This window comes from Micromonospora parastrephiae (assembly GCF_016802865.1).
Classification (GTDB): Bacteria; Actinomycetota; Actinomycetes; order Mycobacteriales; family Micromonosporaceae; genus Micromonospora; species Micromonospora parastrephiae.
Genome location: NZ_JAEVHM010000133.1, coordinates 1 through 15,685 on the forward strand (window position 1 = coordinate 1; position 15,685 = coordinate 15,685).

General features: G+C 73.0%; 21 protein-coding genes. 11 read left to right on the top strand and 10 right to left on the bottom strand.

Features of this window, described 5'->3' with window-relative positions:
* The 3 genes from JNW91_RS22310 to JNW91_RS22320 all read right to left on the bottom strand — a co-directional run.
* The coding region (locus JNW91_RS22310; protein ID WP_203177429.1) for a hypothetical protein at nucleotides 1-425 on the bottom strand (425 nt) is incomplete at its 3' end.
* On the bottom strand, nucleotides 422-1,039 hold the full coding sequence (locus JNW91_RS22315) for an ABC transporter ATP-binding protein (RefSeq protein ID WP_309244457.1): 618 nt from the start codon (nucleotides 1,037-1,039) through the stop codon (nucleotides 422-424). The genes JNW91_RS22310 and JNW91_RS22315, both read right to left, overlap by 4 nt.
* 51 nt (nucleotides 1,040-1,090) lie before the next feature.
* Entirely contained in the window at nucleotides 1,091-2,110 is a 1,020-nt protein-coding gene (locus tag JNW91_RS22320; RefSeq protein WP_203177431.1) for a helix-turn-helix transcriptional regulator, read from the bottom strand.
* 44 nt (nucleotides 2,111-2,154) lie between these two features.
* Here JNW91_RS22320 and JNW91_RS22325 point away from each other — a divergent pair, with 44 nt between their 5' ends.
* The 5 genes from JNW91_RS22325 to JNW91_RS34025 all read left to right on the top strand — a co-directional run bounded on the left by JNW91_RS22325 (nucleotide 2,155) and on the right by JNW91_RS34025 (nucleotide 5,088).
* A complete protein-coding gene (locus tag JNW91_RS22325) occupies nucleotides 2,155-2,634 on the top strand; it encodes a hypothetical protein (RefSeq protein ID WP_203177432.1) in 480 nt (159 codons plus the stop codon).
* Nucleotides 2,634-3,092, top strand: a complete 459-nt coding sequence (locus tag JNW91_RS22330) for a hypothetical protein (protein ID WP_203177433.1) — start codon at nucleotides 2,634-2,636, stop codon at nucleotides 3,090-3,092. Before JNW91_RS22325 ends, JNW91_RS22330 begins: the two co-directional genes overlap by 1 nt.
* A gap of 69 nt (nucleotides 3,093-3,161) precedes the next feature.
* The gene (locus JNW91_RS22335; RefSeq protein WP_203177434.1) at nucleotides 3,162-4,679 is read left to right on the top strand and encodes a flavin-containing monooxygenase; all 1,518 of its coding nucleotides are present in this window, start codon (nucleotides 3,162-3,164) and stop codon (nucleotides 4,677-4,679) included.
* Nucleotides 4,680-4,738: 59 nt separating this feature from the next.
* Nucleotides 4,739-4,915, top strand: coding sequence for a hypothetical protein (locus tag JNW91_RS34020; protein ID WP_407664367.1), 177 nt, complete (start codon nucleotides 4,739-4,741; stop codon nucleotides 4,913-4,915).
* Entirely contained in the window at nucleotides 4,909-5,088 is a 180-nt protein-coding gene (locus JNW91_RS34025) for a hypothetical protein (protein WP_407664368.1), read from the top strand. The genes JNW91_RS34020 and JNW91_RS34025 overlap by 7 nt, the downstream gene beginning before the upstream one ends.
* Nucleotides 5,089-5,100: 12 nt before the next feature.
* Here JNW91_RS34025 and JNW91_RS22345 read toward each other — a convergent pair whose 3' ends face one another.
* From JNW91_RS22345 to JNW91_RS22355, 3 genes are all read right to left on the bottom strand, one after another.
* Complete coding sequence (locus JNW91_RS22345; RefSeq protein WP_203177435.1) at nucleotides 5,101-6,561, bottom strand: cryptochrome/photolyase family protein; 1,461 nt, start codon at nucleotides 6,559-6,561, stop codon at nucleotides 5,101-5,103.
* Nucleotides 6,562-6,639: 78 nt separating this feature from the next.
* Nucleotides 6,640-7,827, bottom strand: a complete 1,188-nt coding sequence (locus tag JNW91_RS22350; protein WP_203177436.1) for a low temperature requirement protein A — start codon at nucleotides 7,825-7,827, stop codon at nucleotides 6,640-6,642.
* Between the two features lie 22 nt (nucleotides 7,828-7,849).
* A complete protein-coding gene (locus tag JNW91_RS22355) occupies nucleotides 7,850-8,269 on the bottom strand; it encodes a hypothetical protein (protein WP_203177437.1) in 420 nt (139 codons plus the stop codon).
* 183 nt (nucleotides 8,270-8,452) lie between these two features.
* On the opposite strand from JNW91_RS22355, the gene JNW91_RS22360 reads away from it, so the two are divergent.
* Together JNW91_RS22360 and JNW91_RS22365 are read left to right on the top strand one after the other, a co-directional pair.
* On the top strand, nucleotides 8,453-9,538 hold the full coding sequence (locus JNW91_RS22360; protein ID WP_203177438.1) for an S-(hydroxymethyl)mycothiol dehydrogenase: 1,086 nt from the start codon (nucleotides 8,453-8,455) through the stop codon (nucleotides 9,536-9,538).
* Complete coding sequence (locus tag JNW91_RS22365; protein ID WP_203177439.1) at nucleotides 9,538-10,167, top strand: MBL fold metallo-hydrolase; 630 nt, start codon at nucleotides 9,538-9,540, stop codon at nucleotides 10,165-10,167. The genes JNW91_RS22360 and JNW91_RS22365 overlap by 1 nt, the downstream gene beginning before the upstream one ends.
* 24 nt (nucleotides 10,168-10,191) lie before the next feature.
* Here JNW91_RS22365 and tsaA read toward each other — a convergent pair whose 3' ends face one another.
* Nucleotides 10,192-10,620, bottom strand: coding sequence for a tRNA (N6-threonylcarbamoyladenosine(37)-N6)-methyltransferase TrmO (gene tsaA, locus JNW91_RS22370; protein WP_203177440.1), 429 nt, complete (start codon nucleotides 10,618-10,620; stop codon nucleotides 10,192-10,194).
* Nucleotides 10,621-10,669: 49 nt separating this feature from the next.
* On the opposite strand from tsaA, the gene JNW91_RS22375 reads away from it, so the two are divergent.
* From JNW91_RS22375 to JNW91_RS22385, 3 genes are all read left to right on the top strand, one after another.
* Nucleotides 10,670-11,125 (top strand): VOC family protein, encoded by a 456-nt coding sequence (locus JNW91_RS22375; RefSeq protein ID WP_203177441.1) that lies wholly within the window; start codon nucleotides 10,670-10,672, stop codon nucleotides 11,123-11,125.
* Nucleotides 11,109-12,224, top strand: coding sequence for a DUF3626 domain-containing protein (locus JNW91_RS22380; RefSeq protein ID WP_203177442.1), 1,116 nt, complete (start codon nucleotides 11,109-11,111; stop codon nucleotides 12,222-12,224). Before JNW91_RS22375 ends, JNW91_RS22380 begins: the two co-directional genes overlap by 17 nt.
* Nucleotides 12,225-12,469: 245 nt before the next feature.
* Nucleotides 12,470-13,183 carry a hypothetical protein gene (locus tag JNW91_RS22385; protein ID WP_203177443.1) on the top strand — a complete coding sequence of 238 codons (714 nt, stop codon included), beginning with the start codon at nucleotides 12,470-12,472 and terminating at the stop codon, nucleotides 13,181-13,183.
* 177 nt (nucleotides 13,184-13,360) lie between these two features.
* Here the strand turns inward: JNW91_RS22385 and JNW91_RS22390 are convergent, their stop codons facing one another.
* From JNW91_RS22390 to JNW91_RS32590, 3 genes are read right to left on the bottom strand one after another with little or no spacing between them, the layout of a single operon-like run.
* Nucleotides 13,361-13,657 (bottom strand): hypothetical protein, encoded by a 297-nt coding sequence (locus JNW91_RS22390; protein ID WP_203177444.1) that lies wholly within the window; start codon nucleotides 13,655-13,657, stop codon nucleotides 13,361-13,363.
* 2 nt (nucleotides 13,658-13,659) lie between these two features.
* The gene (locus JNW91_RS32585; RefSeq protein WP_238425481.1) at nucleotides 13,660-14,175 is read right to left on the bottom strand and encodes a hypothetical protein; all 516 of its coding nucleotides are present in this window, start codon (nucleotides 14,173-14,175) and stop codon (nucleotides 13,660-13,662) included.
* Nucleotides 14,172-15,026, bottom strand: coding sequence for an alpha/beta hydrolase family protein (locus JNW91_RS32590; protein WP_238425482.1), 855 nt, complete (start codon nucleotides 15,024-15,026; stop codon nucleotides 14,172-14,174). Before JNW91_RS32590 ends, JNW91_RS32585 begins: the two co-directional genes overlap by 4 nt.
* Nucleotides 15,027-15,349: 323 nt before the next feature.
* Here JNW91_RS32590 and JNW91_RS22400 point away from each other — a divergent pair, with 323 nt between their 5' ends.
* Nucleotides 15,350-15,619, top strand: a complete 270-nt coding sequence (locus tag JNW91_RS22400; protein ID WP_238425483.1) for a MazG-like family protein — start codon at nucleotides 15,350-15,352, stop codon at nucleotides 15,617-15,619.
* Nucleotides 15,620-15,685 lie beyond the last annotated feature (66 nt).

Here is a 15,685-nt window from a genome sequence, read left to right on the forward strand (position 1 = left end):
GCGCGGTGCCGGCGGCAGCGCCGACCAGCAGGACCGCGAGACGCGGCGCCAGCCAGGCCCGCCGGTCGATCGGCGCGCTGGTCACCCAGCGTCTGCGTGGCCGGGGTGACCAGCAGCGGGCCGAACGCGCGCAGGCCACGCCAGGCGAGCCCGGCGCCGGCGAGCAGCGTGGCGACCGCCAGCCACCACCGCACGCCCGGCTCGGCCTGCCCCACCGTGGGGGAGTCCAGCATGTCGCGGCCGGCGCTGATCGCGAACCAGCCGTACATGCCGACGAACAGGACCATGACGTACGCGTCGCCCAGCACGTCGCCGAGGGAGTGCTCGTGGTGTCGGCGGCGGGCCTGGCGCAGGTGGGCGCGCACCTGACGGGCCGTGGGCAGCCCGGCCGGGACCTCGGCGACCGTGGCCGGCGGGGCGCTCACCGGCCGATCTCGATCCGCTCGTCGACGACCGCGCCGATCAGTTCCGGGTCGTGCGAGGCCAGCAGCACGGTGGTGCCGGCGTCGCGTTCCCGGCGCAGCCGGTCGGCGAGCCACTGCCGCCCGGCGACGTCGAGGCGCTGCTCCGGCTCGTCGAGGATCAGCACCCGACGTGGCCGGACGAAACACGACGCCAACGCGAGCCGGCGGCGTTGCCCGCTGGACAGGGTGACCGGCAGTTGGTCGCGGGCCGGGCCCAGGCCCAACTCGGTGAGGACCTCCTCGACCGGCTCCGCGCTGCCCCCGTGGGCGTACGCGACGAGCTCCAGGTGCTCGACCACGGACAGGTCGGGGAAGAAGTCGATGTCGTCCAGGGCGGCGGCCACCAGCCCCCGCACCTGCGGGTCGGTCTCGTCGGCCCGGTAACCGTGCACCCGCACCTCGCCCGCGTCCGGCCGGTCGGCGCCGACGACGCAGCGCAGCAGGGTGGTCTTGCCGCTGCCGTTGGGGCCGAGCACCACCGCGATCCGGCCCGGCGGGAGCGTGAAGCTCACGTCGTCGAGCACGACAAGGTTGCCGAAATGACGGCTGAGTCCCCGCACCGAGAGCGCATCCACGATCACACACTCTCCCAGACCGGTGCCACCGGCCACCGCGAGCGATCGACGTCACGCCCGGTCACGGGATGTATCGGCAGGCTTGTCCGGTTGAGCGGCGGGGGTGTAGAGGGCGGCCAGTCCGGCCGCCGTGGCGGTGAGCCGCTCGCGGAGCGTGACCGGCGTCAGCACCTCCACGTCGGCGCCGAGGCGCAGCAGGTCGCCATGGGCGTGGGTGAGCGACTCGATGGGCAGCACCGCGGTCACCCACCCCCGCGCGTCCGGCGGGCCGGCGCTGGCGTCCACCGCGGCCACCACCGGATCACTGCCGATCTCCCGTAGCCGCTCCCGCCCGGCGGGGGAGAGCCGGACGGTGGCCTCGTCGCGGTGCAGCTCCGCCCGGAACCGTGCCACGTGCGCCCGCCACCAGGCCGGCAGGTCGAAGTCGGCCGGCCGGTCGAACTCCTCGGTCAGGGGGGTCAGCTCACGGATCTGGTTGACCCGGTAGGTCGCGGGTCTGCCCCGGCCGGGCTGGTCGGCCACCACGTACCACCGGCCGCCCTTGAGCACCAGACCGTACGGCTCCAGCACCCGGGTAACCTCGCCGCTCCAGCTTCGGTAGCGCACCTCGACGCGGTGCTGCCGCCACACCGCCTCGGCCGTGCGGGCCAGCTCGGGAGAGGTGTCCCCGTCGGCGTACCAGCCGGGGGTGTCCAGGTGGAACCGTTGCTGGAGCTGGGTGGCCCGGTCGCGCAGCGGGGCCGGCAACGCGGCGTGCAGCTTGAGTCGCAGCGCGGCCACCACGTCGCCGTAGCCCAGCTCGTCGGCGGGGCCGGGCAGCCCGGCCAGGAAGAGCCGGTCGGCCTCCTCGGCGGTCAGACCGGTCAGCCGGGTGCGCCAGCCGTCGACGAGCTGGTAGCCGCCGGCGTGCCCGGCCTCTCCGTACAGCGGGATGCCGGCGGCGTGCAGCGACTCCACGTCCCGGTAGATGGTGCGTGGCGAGACGGACAGCCGCTCGGCGAGCTGGGCGGCGGTCAGCCGGCCGTGCGCCTGGAGCAGCAGCAGGACGGAGAGAAGTCGACTGGCCCGCACTTCACTGACACTAGCTGTCAGGGGACTGGTTCTACCGTCCCGGCATGGCTTTTCGGGACAAGGATCTGCGAGCGCCGGGACCGGTCACGGTGGACGGTCGGCAGCTCAAGCGCTATCACATCGACCAGCCGCAACGGCCGATCGAACCGGAGGTGGAGAAGGCCGCGTACGACCTGCTGCCCGCGCTGCTGGGCGACGTCGCCGACGACGGCACCCCGGCCGCGGGCTGGGTGGTGCTGCACCGGGGCGCGGACACCGGCGCGTACCTGCTGGCGTACACCTGGGTGTGGGACAACGCGGTGGAGATCCGCGTCGCGGCGGCCGGGCAGCCCGCCCTGGACTGCCCGGACCAGGACCCGGCGCACTTCGTCGAGCTCCGCCGCCCCGCGGTGGGCTGCGTCTGGGAGTTGGCGGTGCTCGAGCACGAGCGGGCCGCGTGGGTCCGGCACCTGCTGGCACCGGAACATCCCGACCTGACCGGTTACCTGCGCGACACCCGAGCGGAAGGGCCGGTGGGCCGCTGATGGGCGACTTCGACTTCTTCGTGGGCACCTGGAACGTGGTCAACCGTCGGCTGCGCGAGCGACTGGTCGGCTCCGACGAGTGGGAGGAGTTCGCGGGGGTGTCCGTCGCCCACGGCTTCTTCGGCGGCGGCGGCCACTTCGACGAGATCACCTTCCCGACCAAGGGCTTCTCCGGCGCGACGTTGCGGATCTTCGACCCGGCGACCGGGCAGTGGTCGATCTACTGGATGAACAGCGGTCGCGGCGAGCTGGAGCAGCCGCCGGTGGTGGGCCGCTTCGTCGACGGCGTGGGCCGCTTCTACGCCGACGACCAGCACGAGGGACGGCCGGTCCGGTGCCGGTTCATCTGGTCGGACATCAGCGCGACCACCGCGCGCTGGGAGCAGGCGCTCTCCACCGACGGGGAGCGCACCTGGGAGACCAACTGGACCATGACGTTCAGCCGGGTGGCCGACTGACTCGGCGCGGAGGCGGGGCGGTGGACGCGGTGTTAGTGTCCGTCCACTGCCCCTGATGGAGGAATTCCGATGACCTCCGATCACGTCGACGTGCTCATCGTCGGAGCCGGCCTGTCCGGCATCGGCGCCGCCTGCCACCTGCGCCGCGACTGCCCCGACAAGACCTACGCGGTGCTGGAGGCGCGCGACGCCATCGGCGGCACCTGGGACCTGTTCCGCTACCCCGGCATCCGGTCCGACTCGGACATGTTCACCCTCGGCTACTCCTTCAAGCCGTGGACCGCCCCGAAGGCGATCGCCGACGGCGAGACGATCCGCGAGTACGTCCGGGACACCGCCCGCGAGGACGACGTGCAGCGGCACATCCGCCTGCGCCATCGGGTGCTGCGCGCCGAGTGGGACAGCGACTCCGCGCGCTGGACGGTGCACGCCCAGCGCACCGACACCGCCGAGCCGGTCGTCCTGACCTGCTCGTTCCTCTTCGCCTGCACCGGCTACTACCGCTACGACGAGGGTTACACCCCGCCCCTGCCGGGCGTCGACGCGTACACCGGGCGGCTGGTGCACCCGCAGCACTGGCCCGACGACCTCGACCACAGCGGCAAGCGGGTGGTGGTGATCGGCAGCGGCGCCACCGCCGTGACCCTGGTGCCGGCGATGGCACGGCAGGCCGCGCACGTGACGATGCTGCAACGCTCACCCACGTACGTCCTGGCGCTGCCCTCGCGCGACCGGCTGGCCGACGCGCTGCGGCGCCTCCTGCCGGCGAGGGCCGCGTATCCGGTGGTGCGCTGGAAGAACGTGCTGCTGTCCACCGTCAACTTCCAGCTCAGCCGACGCACGCCCCGGCTGGTGAAGCGGATGCTGCGCCGGGCCGCGAAGGGCCGGCTTCCGGTGGGGTACGACGTCGACCGGCACTTCTCGCCCCGCTACGACCCCTGGGACCAGCGGCTCTGCGTGGCGCCCGATGGTGACCTGTTCACGGCGGTGGGGCAGGGCAGGGCTTCGGTGGTCACCGACACCATCGACACGTTCACCGCGCACGGCGTGCGGCTGGCCTCCGGCGCCGAGCTGCCCGCCGACATCGTGGTCACCGCGACCGGGCTCAACCTGCTCGCCCTCGGCGGCCTGACGCTCAGCGTCGACGGCGTCGAGGTCGACCTGGCCGACACCGTCGCCTACAAGGGCATGATGCTCTCCGGGGTGCCGAACTTCGCGTTGACCCTCGGCTACACCAACGCGTCGTGGACGTTGAAGGCGGACCTGGTCGCCGGTTACGTCTGCCGGCTGCTGCGCCACCTGGACCGCACCGGTCAGCAGGTCGTCACGCCGCTCCTGCCGTCCGACGACGAGCGGGTGCCGCTGATCGACCTGCGCTCCTCCTACGTGCTGCGCAGCGTCGACGCGCTGCCCAAGCAGGGTGCGGGCGCGCCGTGGCGGCTGTACCAGAACTATGCCCGCGACGTGCTGCTGATGCGCCACGGCCGGCTCACCGACGAGGGAGTGCGGTTCTCCCGCGCCGGCGAGGTGGCCGCGCCCGCCGGAGTCCAGCGTCCCGTCCAGACCCGTCCGGTCGCTCGTCGCTGATCTCGCCGACGCGTCGGCCACCTCCCGGTGGCCGAGGAGATCGGCCAGCGGCATCCCCGGTGCACCCCGGCGGCATCCGCACCCGGGTCACCGAGAACGTCCGGATCGGCAGCGGCGTCTCGCACGAGGAGTACGCCGCCGGCCGCGCCCAGTTCGAGAAGCTGCTCACCATCGCCCCGGAACGGCCGCCGAGGGGATCCTGCGCGGTGTCGAACGGCGCCGGGGTCGGGTGCTGATCGGCTGGTCGGCGAAGCTGCCCGACCTGCTGGCCCGGGTCCTGCCGGCCTCCTACAACCGGCTGCTGGTCACCGGCCTGAACCGGGGCGTCGTCCGCCCGGCGCCGCCCGCGCCGCGCGTGCCCGCGCAACGACCCGCCGACGCCGCCAACCCGGCGCGGGACGGGGCGTGACCGCTCGCCGGGTCACGGTGGCGTGCCGCCCCGCTTCTCCTCCTGCGCCAGCACCGCCTCGCGCTGCTCCGGGTCGTCGCGGCTGTCCAGCTCGGCGGCGAGCCGTGGATCGGCCACCAACCGTTCCCGGTTGCGGTGCAGGAAACTTTCGAAACCCCCGGTGTACGGGCAGGCCAGATCGCCGAGTGCCCGCTCGGGTACGTAGCGGCACCCGGCGCAGTAGTCACTGATCTCGTCGATGTCGGTGCCGCCCACCGCGTACGGGCGGGTGTCGACCCGGGCCAGGTCGGCGTACTGGCTCATTCCGACGACTGTCGCGTTCATCACCCAGTCGGTGCCGTCGACGAAGCACCGCCGGAACCAGTCCGCCAGGTCGTTCGGACGCCAGCCGCGCTGCAACGCGTAGTTGCCCAGCACCAGCAGGCGCGGGGTGTGGTGGGTCCACGCCTGGTCCCGCACGGCGGCGAGCACGTCGGCCAGGCAGCGTGCCTCCACCGCGTCGGCGTCCAGCTCGGCGAACCACTGCGGCAGCGGCTCGGTGGCGGCCAGCCAGTTCGCCCCCCGGTAGGACGGCTCGAGGTACCAGTACAGCTGCCAGAGGAACTCCCGCCAACCGAGCAGCCCTCGGATGAACGGCTCCACCGCGTTTCGCGGGGCGGCGCCGGTCCGCCACGCCCGTTCGGCGGCGCGGACCGCCGGCTCCGGGTCGAGCAGCCCGAGGTTGAACGAGGACGAGAGCGCGGAGTGCGCCAACAGCGGGTCGTCGACGCTCATCACGTCTGCGTAGCGGCCGTACTCGGGTAGCCGGTGGGTCAGGAAGTGCTCCAGCCGGGCCTGCGCCTCGCCGTGTGTGGCCGGGTGCCGTCGGGGGCCGTCGCGGCCGACGAAGCGCACCCCTTCGGCGGCCCAGCGGTCCAGGTCACGACGGACCTGCGCGTCGATGTCGTCCTCGACGATCGGCGGCGGCGGCGGTGCCGTCGTCGGCGTGCCGCGGCTCTCGGCGTGGGAGCGTCGCGCCGCGGCGGTCCCGCCGGGCGGGGCGGTCAACACGTCGTGCCGGCGGCGGGCGTGCCGGTAGAAGTCGGTCATCCGCAGCGGGCCGCGCCGGGTGCGGTCGGCCCAACCGGCGAAGTCGGCCTGGCTGGTGATGAAGCCGCGCGGGGGCAGCACGGTCAGCTCCGGCACCGAGCGGGCGAAGCGCAGCGCCGCCCGGGAGTGCGGATGGCGCACCTCCAGTGGCTCACCGACCCGGGCCAGCGCCTCGCGGAACGTGTCGGTCCGCAGCAGCAGCGCCCGGTCACCCAGTTCGGCGGCTCGGTGTCGCAGCGCGGAGAGGGTCAGGTGCGCCTTCTGCCGGTGCATCGGTCGGCGGCGGAACAGGTCGCGGATCTCCACCAGCAGCACCGGCTGGTCGGGGTCGTCGAGGAAGTGCGGCCCGAGTTGATCGGCCAGCAACCATCGGCGGCGAAGCATGTCCCAATTCTGCCCACCCTCGGGCCGACACGCCCGTCGGCAGGCCGGTCGGGCGCTTCCGGGTCCATACCGACCGGATCATCCCGGACCGTCGCCGGCCGTCGCCGCGGTGGGCAGCACGTCACGGCGGCGCAGCAGGACGGTCAGTGCCACCAGTGCGGCCAGCAGCAGCGCGACCACGTACACCGGGGCCGGACCCAGCGGCGTGAGCAGCGTGAGCAGCGCCACCAGTGGGAACGCCACGACCACCGCGCCGTGCTGTTGCCGGCGGACGTGCAGCACCCAGACGGTGAGCAGGAAGACGGCGACGGGGATGGCGACGGCGTACCCGGCGGTGCTGCCGGAGATGTGCGCGAGGTGCCGGTCGTGGTCCACCGACACAGCCAGGCCGGCCCCGACCGCGGCGACCGCCGCGAAGACCAGGTAGTGGCCGTAGCCCCAGATCAGCGAGTACGGCAGCCGATCGGGCGCCTCGATGGGCCGGTCGAAGTAGAGCCACCACAGCGCGAACACGATCACTGTGGCCGCCGCCGCCAGCGACCAGAGCTGACGTTCGCCCGCGTCCACCCCGGTCTGGATGGCCACCGACGTGTTCAGCACCACGTCACCGAGCACGATGAGGGTGAACAACCCGTACCGTTCGGTGATGTGCCCCGGATGCCAGGGGGTCATGCCCGGGCGTTCGGCCACCGCCGGCACCAGCAGGTCGGCCAGGACCAACACCAGGAACGCCGCGGTGCCCCACCCCTCCGGCAGGGCCAGCCGCAGCAGCCAGCCGAGCTGGACGACGGTGACACCGATCGCGTACCGCCGGGCCGCTCGGCGGTGCGCCGGGTCGCCGGCGGCGGCCCGGGACCAGTGCACGACGGCCGCGAGCCGCATCACCACGTAGCCGTACGTGATGATGCTGAAGTCGCCGCCGGTGAACGCCCGTGGCACCCCGGCGGCGATGATCAACGCACCGGCGATCTGCACCAGGGTCGTGATCCGGTAGACGTCGTCGTCGGTGTCGTAGGCCGACGCGAACCAGGTGAAGTTCACCCACGACCACCAGATCGCGAAGAAGACCATCAGGTACCTGGTCAGCGCGTGTCCGAGATGCCCCGCGGTGACGTCGTGATGCAGGTTGCCGGCGGCCTGTGACACGGCCACCACGAAGCACAGGTCGAAGAAGAGTTCCAGCGGGGTGGCCCCGCGGTTCGGCTCGTCGCGGCTGCGGGGCCGCATCGGCCGGTAGAACGGCCGCACCGACTGGGACCTGGTCACCGCGGCTCCTCGGATCGGCCGGTCAGAGTCGCGGACGGCCGTGGGTGAGCCCCTCCAGCACCAGGGTCAGCCCGGCGCCGACGAGCCAGACGTCCTTGGCGAGACCCGAGCCCTGCTGGGTCGGGCGGATGCTGCCCGGCTCACGCATCCCCGGTGTCTTCAGGTACAGCTGCACCAGTCCCGCGCCGAACGCGGTCAGCCCGAGCCCGACCAGGGGCGCCGGGACGAACGGCGCGAGCAGCGCGGCCCCCAGGGCCATCTCCGAGTACGACAGTAGCTTGGCGAACCGCGCCGGCTCCAACTGACCGAGCTGGGGCAGGGCGGCGACCGCCATTCCGTGCATGCCCTCCGCGGCGGCGCCCTCCAGATTCCGCTTGCCCAGACCCGAGTTGAGGATGTACGCGCCGATGCTGACCCGCAGCGGCAGGTGCGCGAGCTTCATGGTCACTCCCGATGGCCGTGGTCCGAATGCGGCCCGCGTACCCCGGACAGCCCGCGATAACCCGTCGGCGTGGCTGGGCCGCTCGTGGTGGTCGCGGTAGGTTCGCCGCAGGGCCCCCCGCCGGGCCCGGCGCACCCGCCTACCCGGCGCCGGCCCTGCCGCACACCATCAGCAGGAGGCGAAGTGAGCCAGGAAGTCCGCGGAGTCATCTCCCGTAGCAAGGGCGCGCCGGTCGAGGTCACCACCATCGTGGTGCCCGATCCCGGCCCCGGTGAGGCCGTCGTCCGGATCCAGTCCTGCGGGGTCTGCCACACCGACCTGCACTACCGCGAGGGTGGCATCAACGACGACTACCCGTTCCTGCTCGGCCACGAGGCCGCGGGCATCGTCGAGCAGGTGGGTGCCGGTGTCACCGACGTCGCCCCCGGTGACTTCGTGGTGCTCAACTGGCGCGCGGTGTGCGGGGTGTGCCGTGCCTGCCGCCGGGGTCGGCCCTGGTACTGCTTCAACACCCACAACGCCGAGCAGCGGATGACCCTCACCGACGGTACGGAACTCACCCCGGCGCTGGGCATCGGCGCGTTCGCCGAGAAGACCCTGGTGCACGCCGGACAGTGCACGAAGGTGGACCCGGCCGCGCGACCGGCCGCGGTGGGCCTGCTGGGTTGCGGGGTGATGGCCGGGCTGGGCGCCGCGATGAACACCGGCAACGTCACCCGCGGCGATTCGGTCGCGGTGATCGGCTGCGGTGGCGTCGGTGACGCGGCGGTCGCCGGCGCGGTCCTCGCGGGCGCCACCACGATCGTCGCGGTGGACACCGACGGCCGCAAGCTGGACTGGGCCCGCAGGTTCGGCGCGACGCACACCGTCAACGCCTCCGAGACCGACCCGGTCGAGGCGATCCGCGCCGCCACCGGTGGGTTCGGCGCCGACGTGGTGATCGACGCGGTGGGTGGACCGGAGACCTGGAAACAGGCGTTCTACGCCCGGGACCTGGCCGGCACGGTGGTGCTCGTCGGTGTGCCGACCCCGCAGATGCAGATCGAGTTGCCGCTGCTGGACGTCTTCGGGCGCGGCGGCGCGCTCAAGTCCAGTTGGTACGGCGACTGCCTGCCCAGCCGGGACTTCCCGATGCTCACCGAGTTGTACCTCCAGGGTCGACTCGACCTGGACGCGTTCGTCACCGAGGAGATCGCGCTCGACCGGGTCGAGAACGCGTTCGATCGGATGCACGGCGGCGACGTGCTGCGCTCGGTGGTGGTGTTCTGATGACCGCCCGGGTCGAGCACGCGGTCACCGCCGGCACGTTCTCCCTCGACGGCCAGACGTTCGATGTGGACAACAACGTGTGGGTGGTCGGCGACGACAGCGAGTGCGTCGTACTGGACGCGCCGCACGACGCGGCGGCGATCCTCGCCCTGGTCGGCGACCGCCGGGTCCGGGCGATCCTGGCCACCCACGCGCACGACGACCACGTCCGGGTGGCTCCCGAGCTGGCCGAGGCCACCGGCGCGCCGGTGCTGCTGCACGCCGCCGACCGGGTGCTGTGGGACATGGTCCACCCGCACCTGCCGCCGCACGGCGAGCTGCACGACGGGCAGGGCATCGAGGTGGCCGGCACCACGCTGCGGGTGCTGCACACCCCCGGGCACAGCCCCGGCGCGTGCAGCTTCCACGCCCCGGACCTGGGTGTGGTGTTCACCGGCGACACGTTGTTCAACGGTGGACCGGGCGCCACCGGGCGCTCGTACAGCGACTTCGACACCATCGTCCGCTCGATCCGTACCCGCCTGCTGACCCTGCCGGCGGACACGGTCGTGCACACCGGTCACGGTGACGACACCACGATCGGCGCGGAGGCGCCGCACCTGCAGGAGTGGCTGGCCCGCGGCCACTGAACCGGCCGGGTCTGCTGGCGCGGCTCAGCGCTCGTCGGCCGCGCCCAGCACCGGCTTGACGTCCAGCACCGGGGTGCCGTCCAGGGCCTCCAGGTCCGCCACCCGGACACGCAGGCCGTCCACCGCCAGCACCCGCACCCGGTGCAGTCCGATCGGGTTGGGCCGGTGCGGGGAGCGGGTGCTGAACACCCCCGTCTCCGGGCGGCTCTCGTCGCCGCGCGGACGTACCGCGAGCACGTCCCGTCGCGCCCGGTCCAGCCAGGTGAGCACGAGCAGGTCCGCGCCGACCCGGACGTCGCGCAGGGCACGCTCCACCTGCGGGTCGAAGACGAGCCACGCCTCCGGCGCGCCCTCGTCGCCCTGCCGCGGCGCGCTCGCCGCCTCGGTCAGCGGCGAGGCGACCCGCCCGACCGGTCGCACCAGATACGCGTCGCCGTCGTGGGTCTCGACCATCCTCGCTCCCTTCCAGACGGTGCCAGCCTACGGCGCTAAGATCGCGCGCATGGCCGCCGAGCATCCCATTCCGGTCGTCCGTCAGCTGCGCCTCGTGGTGGAGGCGGCCGACCACGAGGCGGCCGTCGCGTTCTTCCGCGACGCGCTCGGCCTGCCGGAGCAGGCGGCGTTCACCGGCGCGGGCGACGCCCGCGTGGTGATCCTGGACGCCGGCCGGGCCACGCTGGAAATAGCCAACCCGGCGCAGAAGCGCATGATCGACGAGGTCGAGGTGGGCCGGCAGGTCGCGCCGCGTATCCGGGTGGCCTTCGAGGTGGACGACGCCGAGGCGACCACCGCCCGGTTGGTCGCCGCCGGGGCGAGCGAGATCGCGCCGCCGACGCGTACGCCCTGGCAGTCGCTCAACTCCCGTCTCGGCGCTCCCGCCGACCTCCAGATCACCGTCTTCCAGGAGCTGGGCACCGGGGTGGACGACGATGGCCCCGGACATGACGGCGACGACTGAGCCGGGCGGGCTGCGCGCCGCAGCTCTCACCCCGGCGCAGACGGCTGCCGTCGCGTACGTGCGGTCGTTGGCCGTGGTCGAGCGTCCTGCCGCGCTGGCCACCATCGCCCGGCAACTCGCCACCGCCGACGTCGGCCACCGCCCGGAGCATCTGCTCGGGGCCATCCAGTCTGGGCGGCTGACCGTCAACTTCCACCCCGACCGGTTGTGTGCCGACGGCCGGACTGTCGCCGATGCCCTGGCCGAGGACGGGGCGTACCGCAGTCAGTTCGTCACCGGGATCTCCAACGGCGGGCTCACCGCGTATCCCGGTGGTGACCGGGACCGCTGGGAGCAACGGATGTTCGACGGCGCGTACCAGCGGCCCGGCGTGACACCGGCGCAGCGGCCCACGTACGGCGGCCTGAACCTGCTCGACCACGCGGACGGCGCCTGCCCCCGCTTCGGCTCCTGTCACCTGCGGCTGCGCCCGGCGGTGCTGGGGCGGGCGACCTTCTGCCTCGGCGACAGCCACCTCAGCCCGGAGGTGGTGGGCACGGCTGACGCGTTCGAGGCAGTGCTCGCCGGGCTCCTGGCCGGCGTCGCCGCCACCGGCGAATGCCTGGGCCGCGCCGGCACGGGCGTGGCCGCGCTGGTGCGGACGTTGCTGGACCCGCCGACCACCACCCCGGGCACGGTCGGTCGCGCGCTGGACGACTACGTGGAGGCCCAGGTCCATGGCGCGCTCGACCTCGCGTACGACGTCGAGGAGCTGGTGGTGGACCCGTCCTTCGCCGGCACCCCGACCGGCGCGACGCTGGAATCGATCGCCGAGCGGTACGGTTTCCCACTGCGGTGGCACCCCGGCTTCGTGCTGGCCGTCGACCAGGTCGACGCGGAGTTCCGGGGTCCGGCGATCCCGGTACTGGCAGCCCGGGTGCACCGGGAGTTCGCCCGGGCGGGCGACCCGGTGGACGCGGCGCTGATCGGTCGGGCGGCGGCCTCGGTGGTCGTCGAACCGCACCGGTGGGTGGACCGCGGCCCGATCGTGGACACCCTTCAGCACCTCAAGCAACTCTGGCACGTGCTGGTCCGCTACGGCACGCCGTACGGCACCTGATCTGCCGGCTCGTCACGCCTGCGCCGATCGTCCGTTTCCCGCCGACCTTCCGTCGGTGGCGTCGACCGTCCCGTTTTCCGGGGTGACCGGGACCGCAGCCTGTCGGAGCCCGGGCATTTCCGGAATGCCCGACACGTCAACCTGGTTGTGTCCCCCGTACCGCCGGAGTCCAAACCCTTTTCCGCGGTCATCTCCCGAGGAGTGTTCACCCCGGAGCGCTCCGCACGATCGAAAGGGCAACCATCGTGAAGGTCGACTTCACTCGATGGCTCCCCGCCATCGCTAAGGACTCGTACCGCAAGACCGCGCTCAGCGTGGTGGGTGTGGCTGCTCTCGGCGGCCTGGCGCTCGCGCCCACCGCGGCCGCCGCCCCGGTCACCTCCGGACCGCACCAGGGCGCCGTCGCCGCCATCGACCTCGCCACCGGCAAGACCGCCGCGTCGGCGCGCCAAAAGGACCAGCCCGTCGAGTCCGGGCTGACCACCGGCTCCGCCACCGGCAAGCCGCCGGCCGGCAAGCCGAGCCGCGACGAGCTGATCCCGCACGGCATCGAAGGCGCCCAGTCGCGCATCCCGCTCGACGACGCGCAACTGGCCAACGCCCGGGCGATCGTCGACGCCGCCAAGAAGACCGGCGTCGGTGACCGGGGCGCCGTGATCGGCGTCGCCACCTCGTTGCAGGAGTCGAAGCTGTACAACCTCGGTCACCTCGGCGCGTACAACGACCACGACTCGCAGGGCCTGTTCCAGCAGCGCCCGTCGTCCGGTTGGGGCACGCCCGAGCAGGTCACCGACCCGGAGTACGCCGCCACGGCGTTCTTCTCCGCACTCAGGAACATCGGCGGCTGGCAGGACCTGCCGCTGACCACCGCCGCGCAGACCGTGCAGGTCTCCGCCTTCCCGTACGCGTACGCGCAGTGGGAGGAGCAGGCGGCGGACATCGTCCAGCAGCTCTGGTGACACCCGCACACACGCGCCGGCCGGTCCCGTCCAGGGGCCGGCCGGCGTCGTCGTACCCGGGTCACGCCTGCGGGGCCGCCGCCTTGTCCCCGTCCGGCGGTTCGTCGGTGTGGTACGGCACGACGCCCCGCCAGAACGCGCCGAAGAGCGCCACCCCGACAGCGATCCAGACCGCGGCTAGCGCCCTGCCCCAGCCGCCGACGGCGCACTCCAGCCCAGGCCGACGAGCACGAACTCCACGCCTCCCAGGCCGGCGAGGCTGAGCAGCAGATGACGTCGCCGTCCGACGCGGTCCGCCGCACCGTCGTGCCGTCCGACGAGGCGCCACCAGCCGACGGCCATCGCGAGGGCCAGGGCCATGAGCGCCGCGCCAACCAGGCTGGCAACGCCCCCGGCGACGAGCAGGGTGGCCAGCCCGACGGGGAAGAGGAGCAGGGCCAGGCCGAGCAGCCCGCCGCCGAGCGTGCCGCGCACGGTCAGCAGGCGGCGTAGAGGCGGCGGGTGCCGACCCCGGCGGCGTACGCGGCCGCGTCGCTGAACCGGCAGCCGTAGTCCGGTCGGGCCACCACCGCCGGATCGGTCACGGTGTCACCGGCCGGACGCTTGCCGGCGCGTACCCAGGACACCAGGTCGTCCCAGGCGGCGCCCGCCTCGGTCGGGGTGAACTCGCAGTGCTGCGTGGCCCGGATGGCCCGCTGCACCACCAGGCTGCCGCGACGGTTGCGGGCCACGTCGGTGGCGTACGCCTGCTCCATGCTGAACGGCACGAACAGGTCACCGAGGCCGTGCAGGCTGAGCACCGGCGCGGTGGGACGGCCGGCGATCCGTGGCACCTCGGTCAGCGTCGGCAGGAGACGCTGCACGACGTTCTCCGGTGCGACCCGCCGCACGGTGGCGTTGACGTTGACCGGGCTGTTCGGGGTGTAGCGGGTGAACAGGTTGGTGGAGAGCTGACCGGGTCGCTGCGCGGGGGAGTCACCGCCACTTGTCACGCTGATCGAGAAGAGGAAGTCCTTCCAGACCGCGAACGCGCGTCCGCCCCGGGACGCGGCCCACCCGAACGGTTCACCGTGATCGCCCGCAGTTGCTTGCCCCGGTCGGTGGTGGTGTCCGGCCCGGTGGGGGTCAGCCCGGCCAGGCCGAGCGTCGCCTGGATACGGGGGACCGCGTTGCTCAGGTAGTCGGCCGGCGTGGGATAGGCCGGCACCCCGGCGAGGGCCTGCGCGACCAGGTTGTAGTCGAGGTAGAAGTCGAGCAACGTCTGGTCGCCCAGCACCCCGCACATCGGCAGCGCCCCGTCGTAGTACCCGGGGTACTCCTCCAGCGAACGGCCGATGATGTACCCGCCCATCGAGACCCCCGCGATGTAGGCGCGGTGCGGCCGACGGACCGTCCGTCCGAAGTGGTCCGCGAGGTCCTTCGTGCCCAGCACCCCGGAGCGGATGTCGAAGCCGTTGCGGTCGTACGACGACGACGCCCAGGCGTACCCCTGCTCCAGCAGCCGCTGACGCAGCCCGAACCCGGGCGGCTCCGGCGAGAGCACCGTGCCCTGGCCGCGGTAGCCGTGCGCCCACAGCACCAGGTCACCGTTCCACCGGGCGGGGACCTCGATGATGTACCCGGCGTGGCGGTGCACGCCCTGACGTACCGTCGTCGGCTTGCCGCCGACCACCAGCGGGGCAAGCGGCGGATTCTCGATGGTGTATCCGGGTAGCGGCTGGCCGCCCCCGGGGACGCGGTCGGCAGCGGCGGCCGGTGCGGCGCCGACCAGTCCGACGGCCAGGGTCAGGGTCGCGGTGACCGCGACAAGGCGGCGCAGGGTACGAACGGATGTGGACAGCATCGATGCTCCCCATCGGACGGATGTCGCCTGCGGGGGCGACCAGGCGGGACGGTTGCCTACCGGCCGGTAGCGTCCTGAACCTAGGACGGCCGTCGACCGGAGTCAATGGCTGCACTGACCGGCTGCTCAGGCCGGCTGCTCAGGCCGTCTGCTCAGGCCGGGCTGCTCAGGCCGGGCTTGCTCAGACCGGGCTGCTCAGACCGGGGCTGCTCAGGCCGGGCGGCGTGCCGGGGGCGCCTCGGTCACCGTGCGGTCCACCGCCCCGGCGGCGGTGTACGACCCGGGTGTGCGGTCGGCCGGGACGGTCCGCTTGACTGGTCGGCGTGGACGACTCGATCTGGGAGGCAGCCCGGGCTTCCCGGGGCTGGCTGGACGCCGCGAACGGCACCGGGCAGACGGAACTGACCTGCCGCATCCTCAAACTGACCGAGGAGGCGGGGGAGGCATCTGCCGCCTGGATCGGACTGCTCGGACAAAATCCGCGCAAGGGCGTCACCCACACCCGCGAGGACGTGGCGGCCGAGTTGGCGACGTGGCCTTCACCGCGCTGGTGGCCATCGAGAGTCTGGGACTCGACGCGCAGACGGTCCTGAACACCTGCGCCGCCAAGGTCCGCTCCCGCCTAGCGCAGTAAAACCCCGCCCCCGCCGCCCCCACCC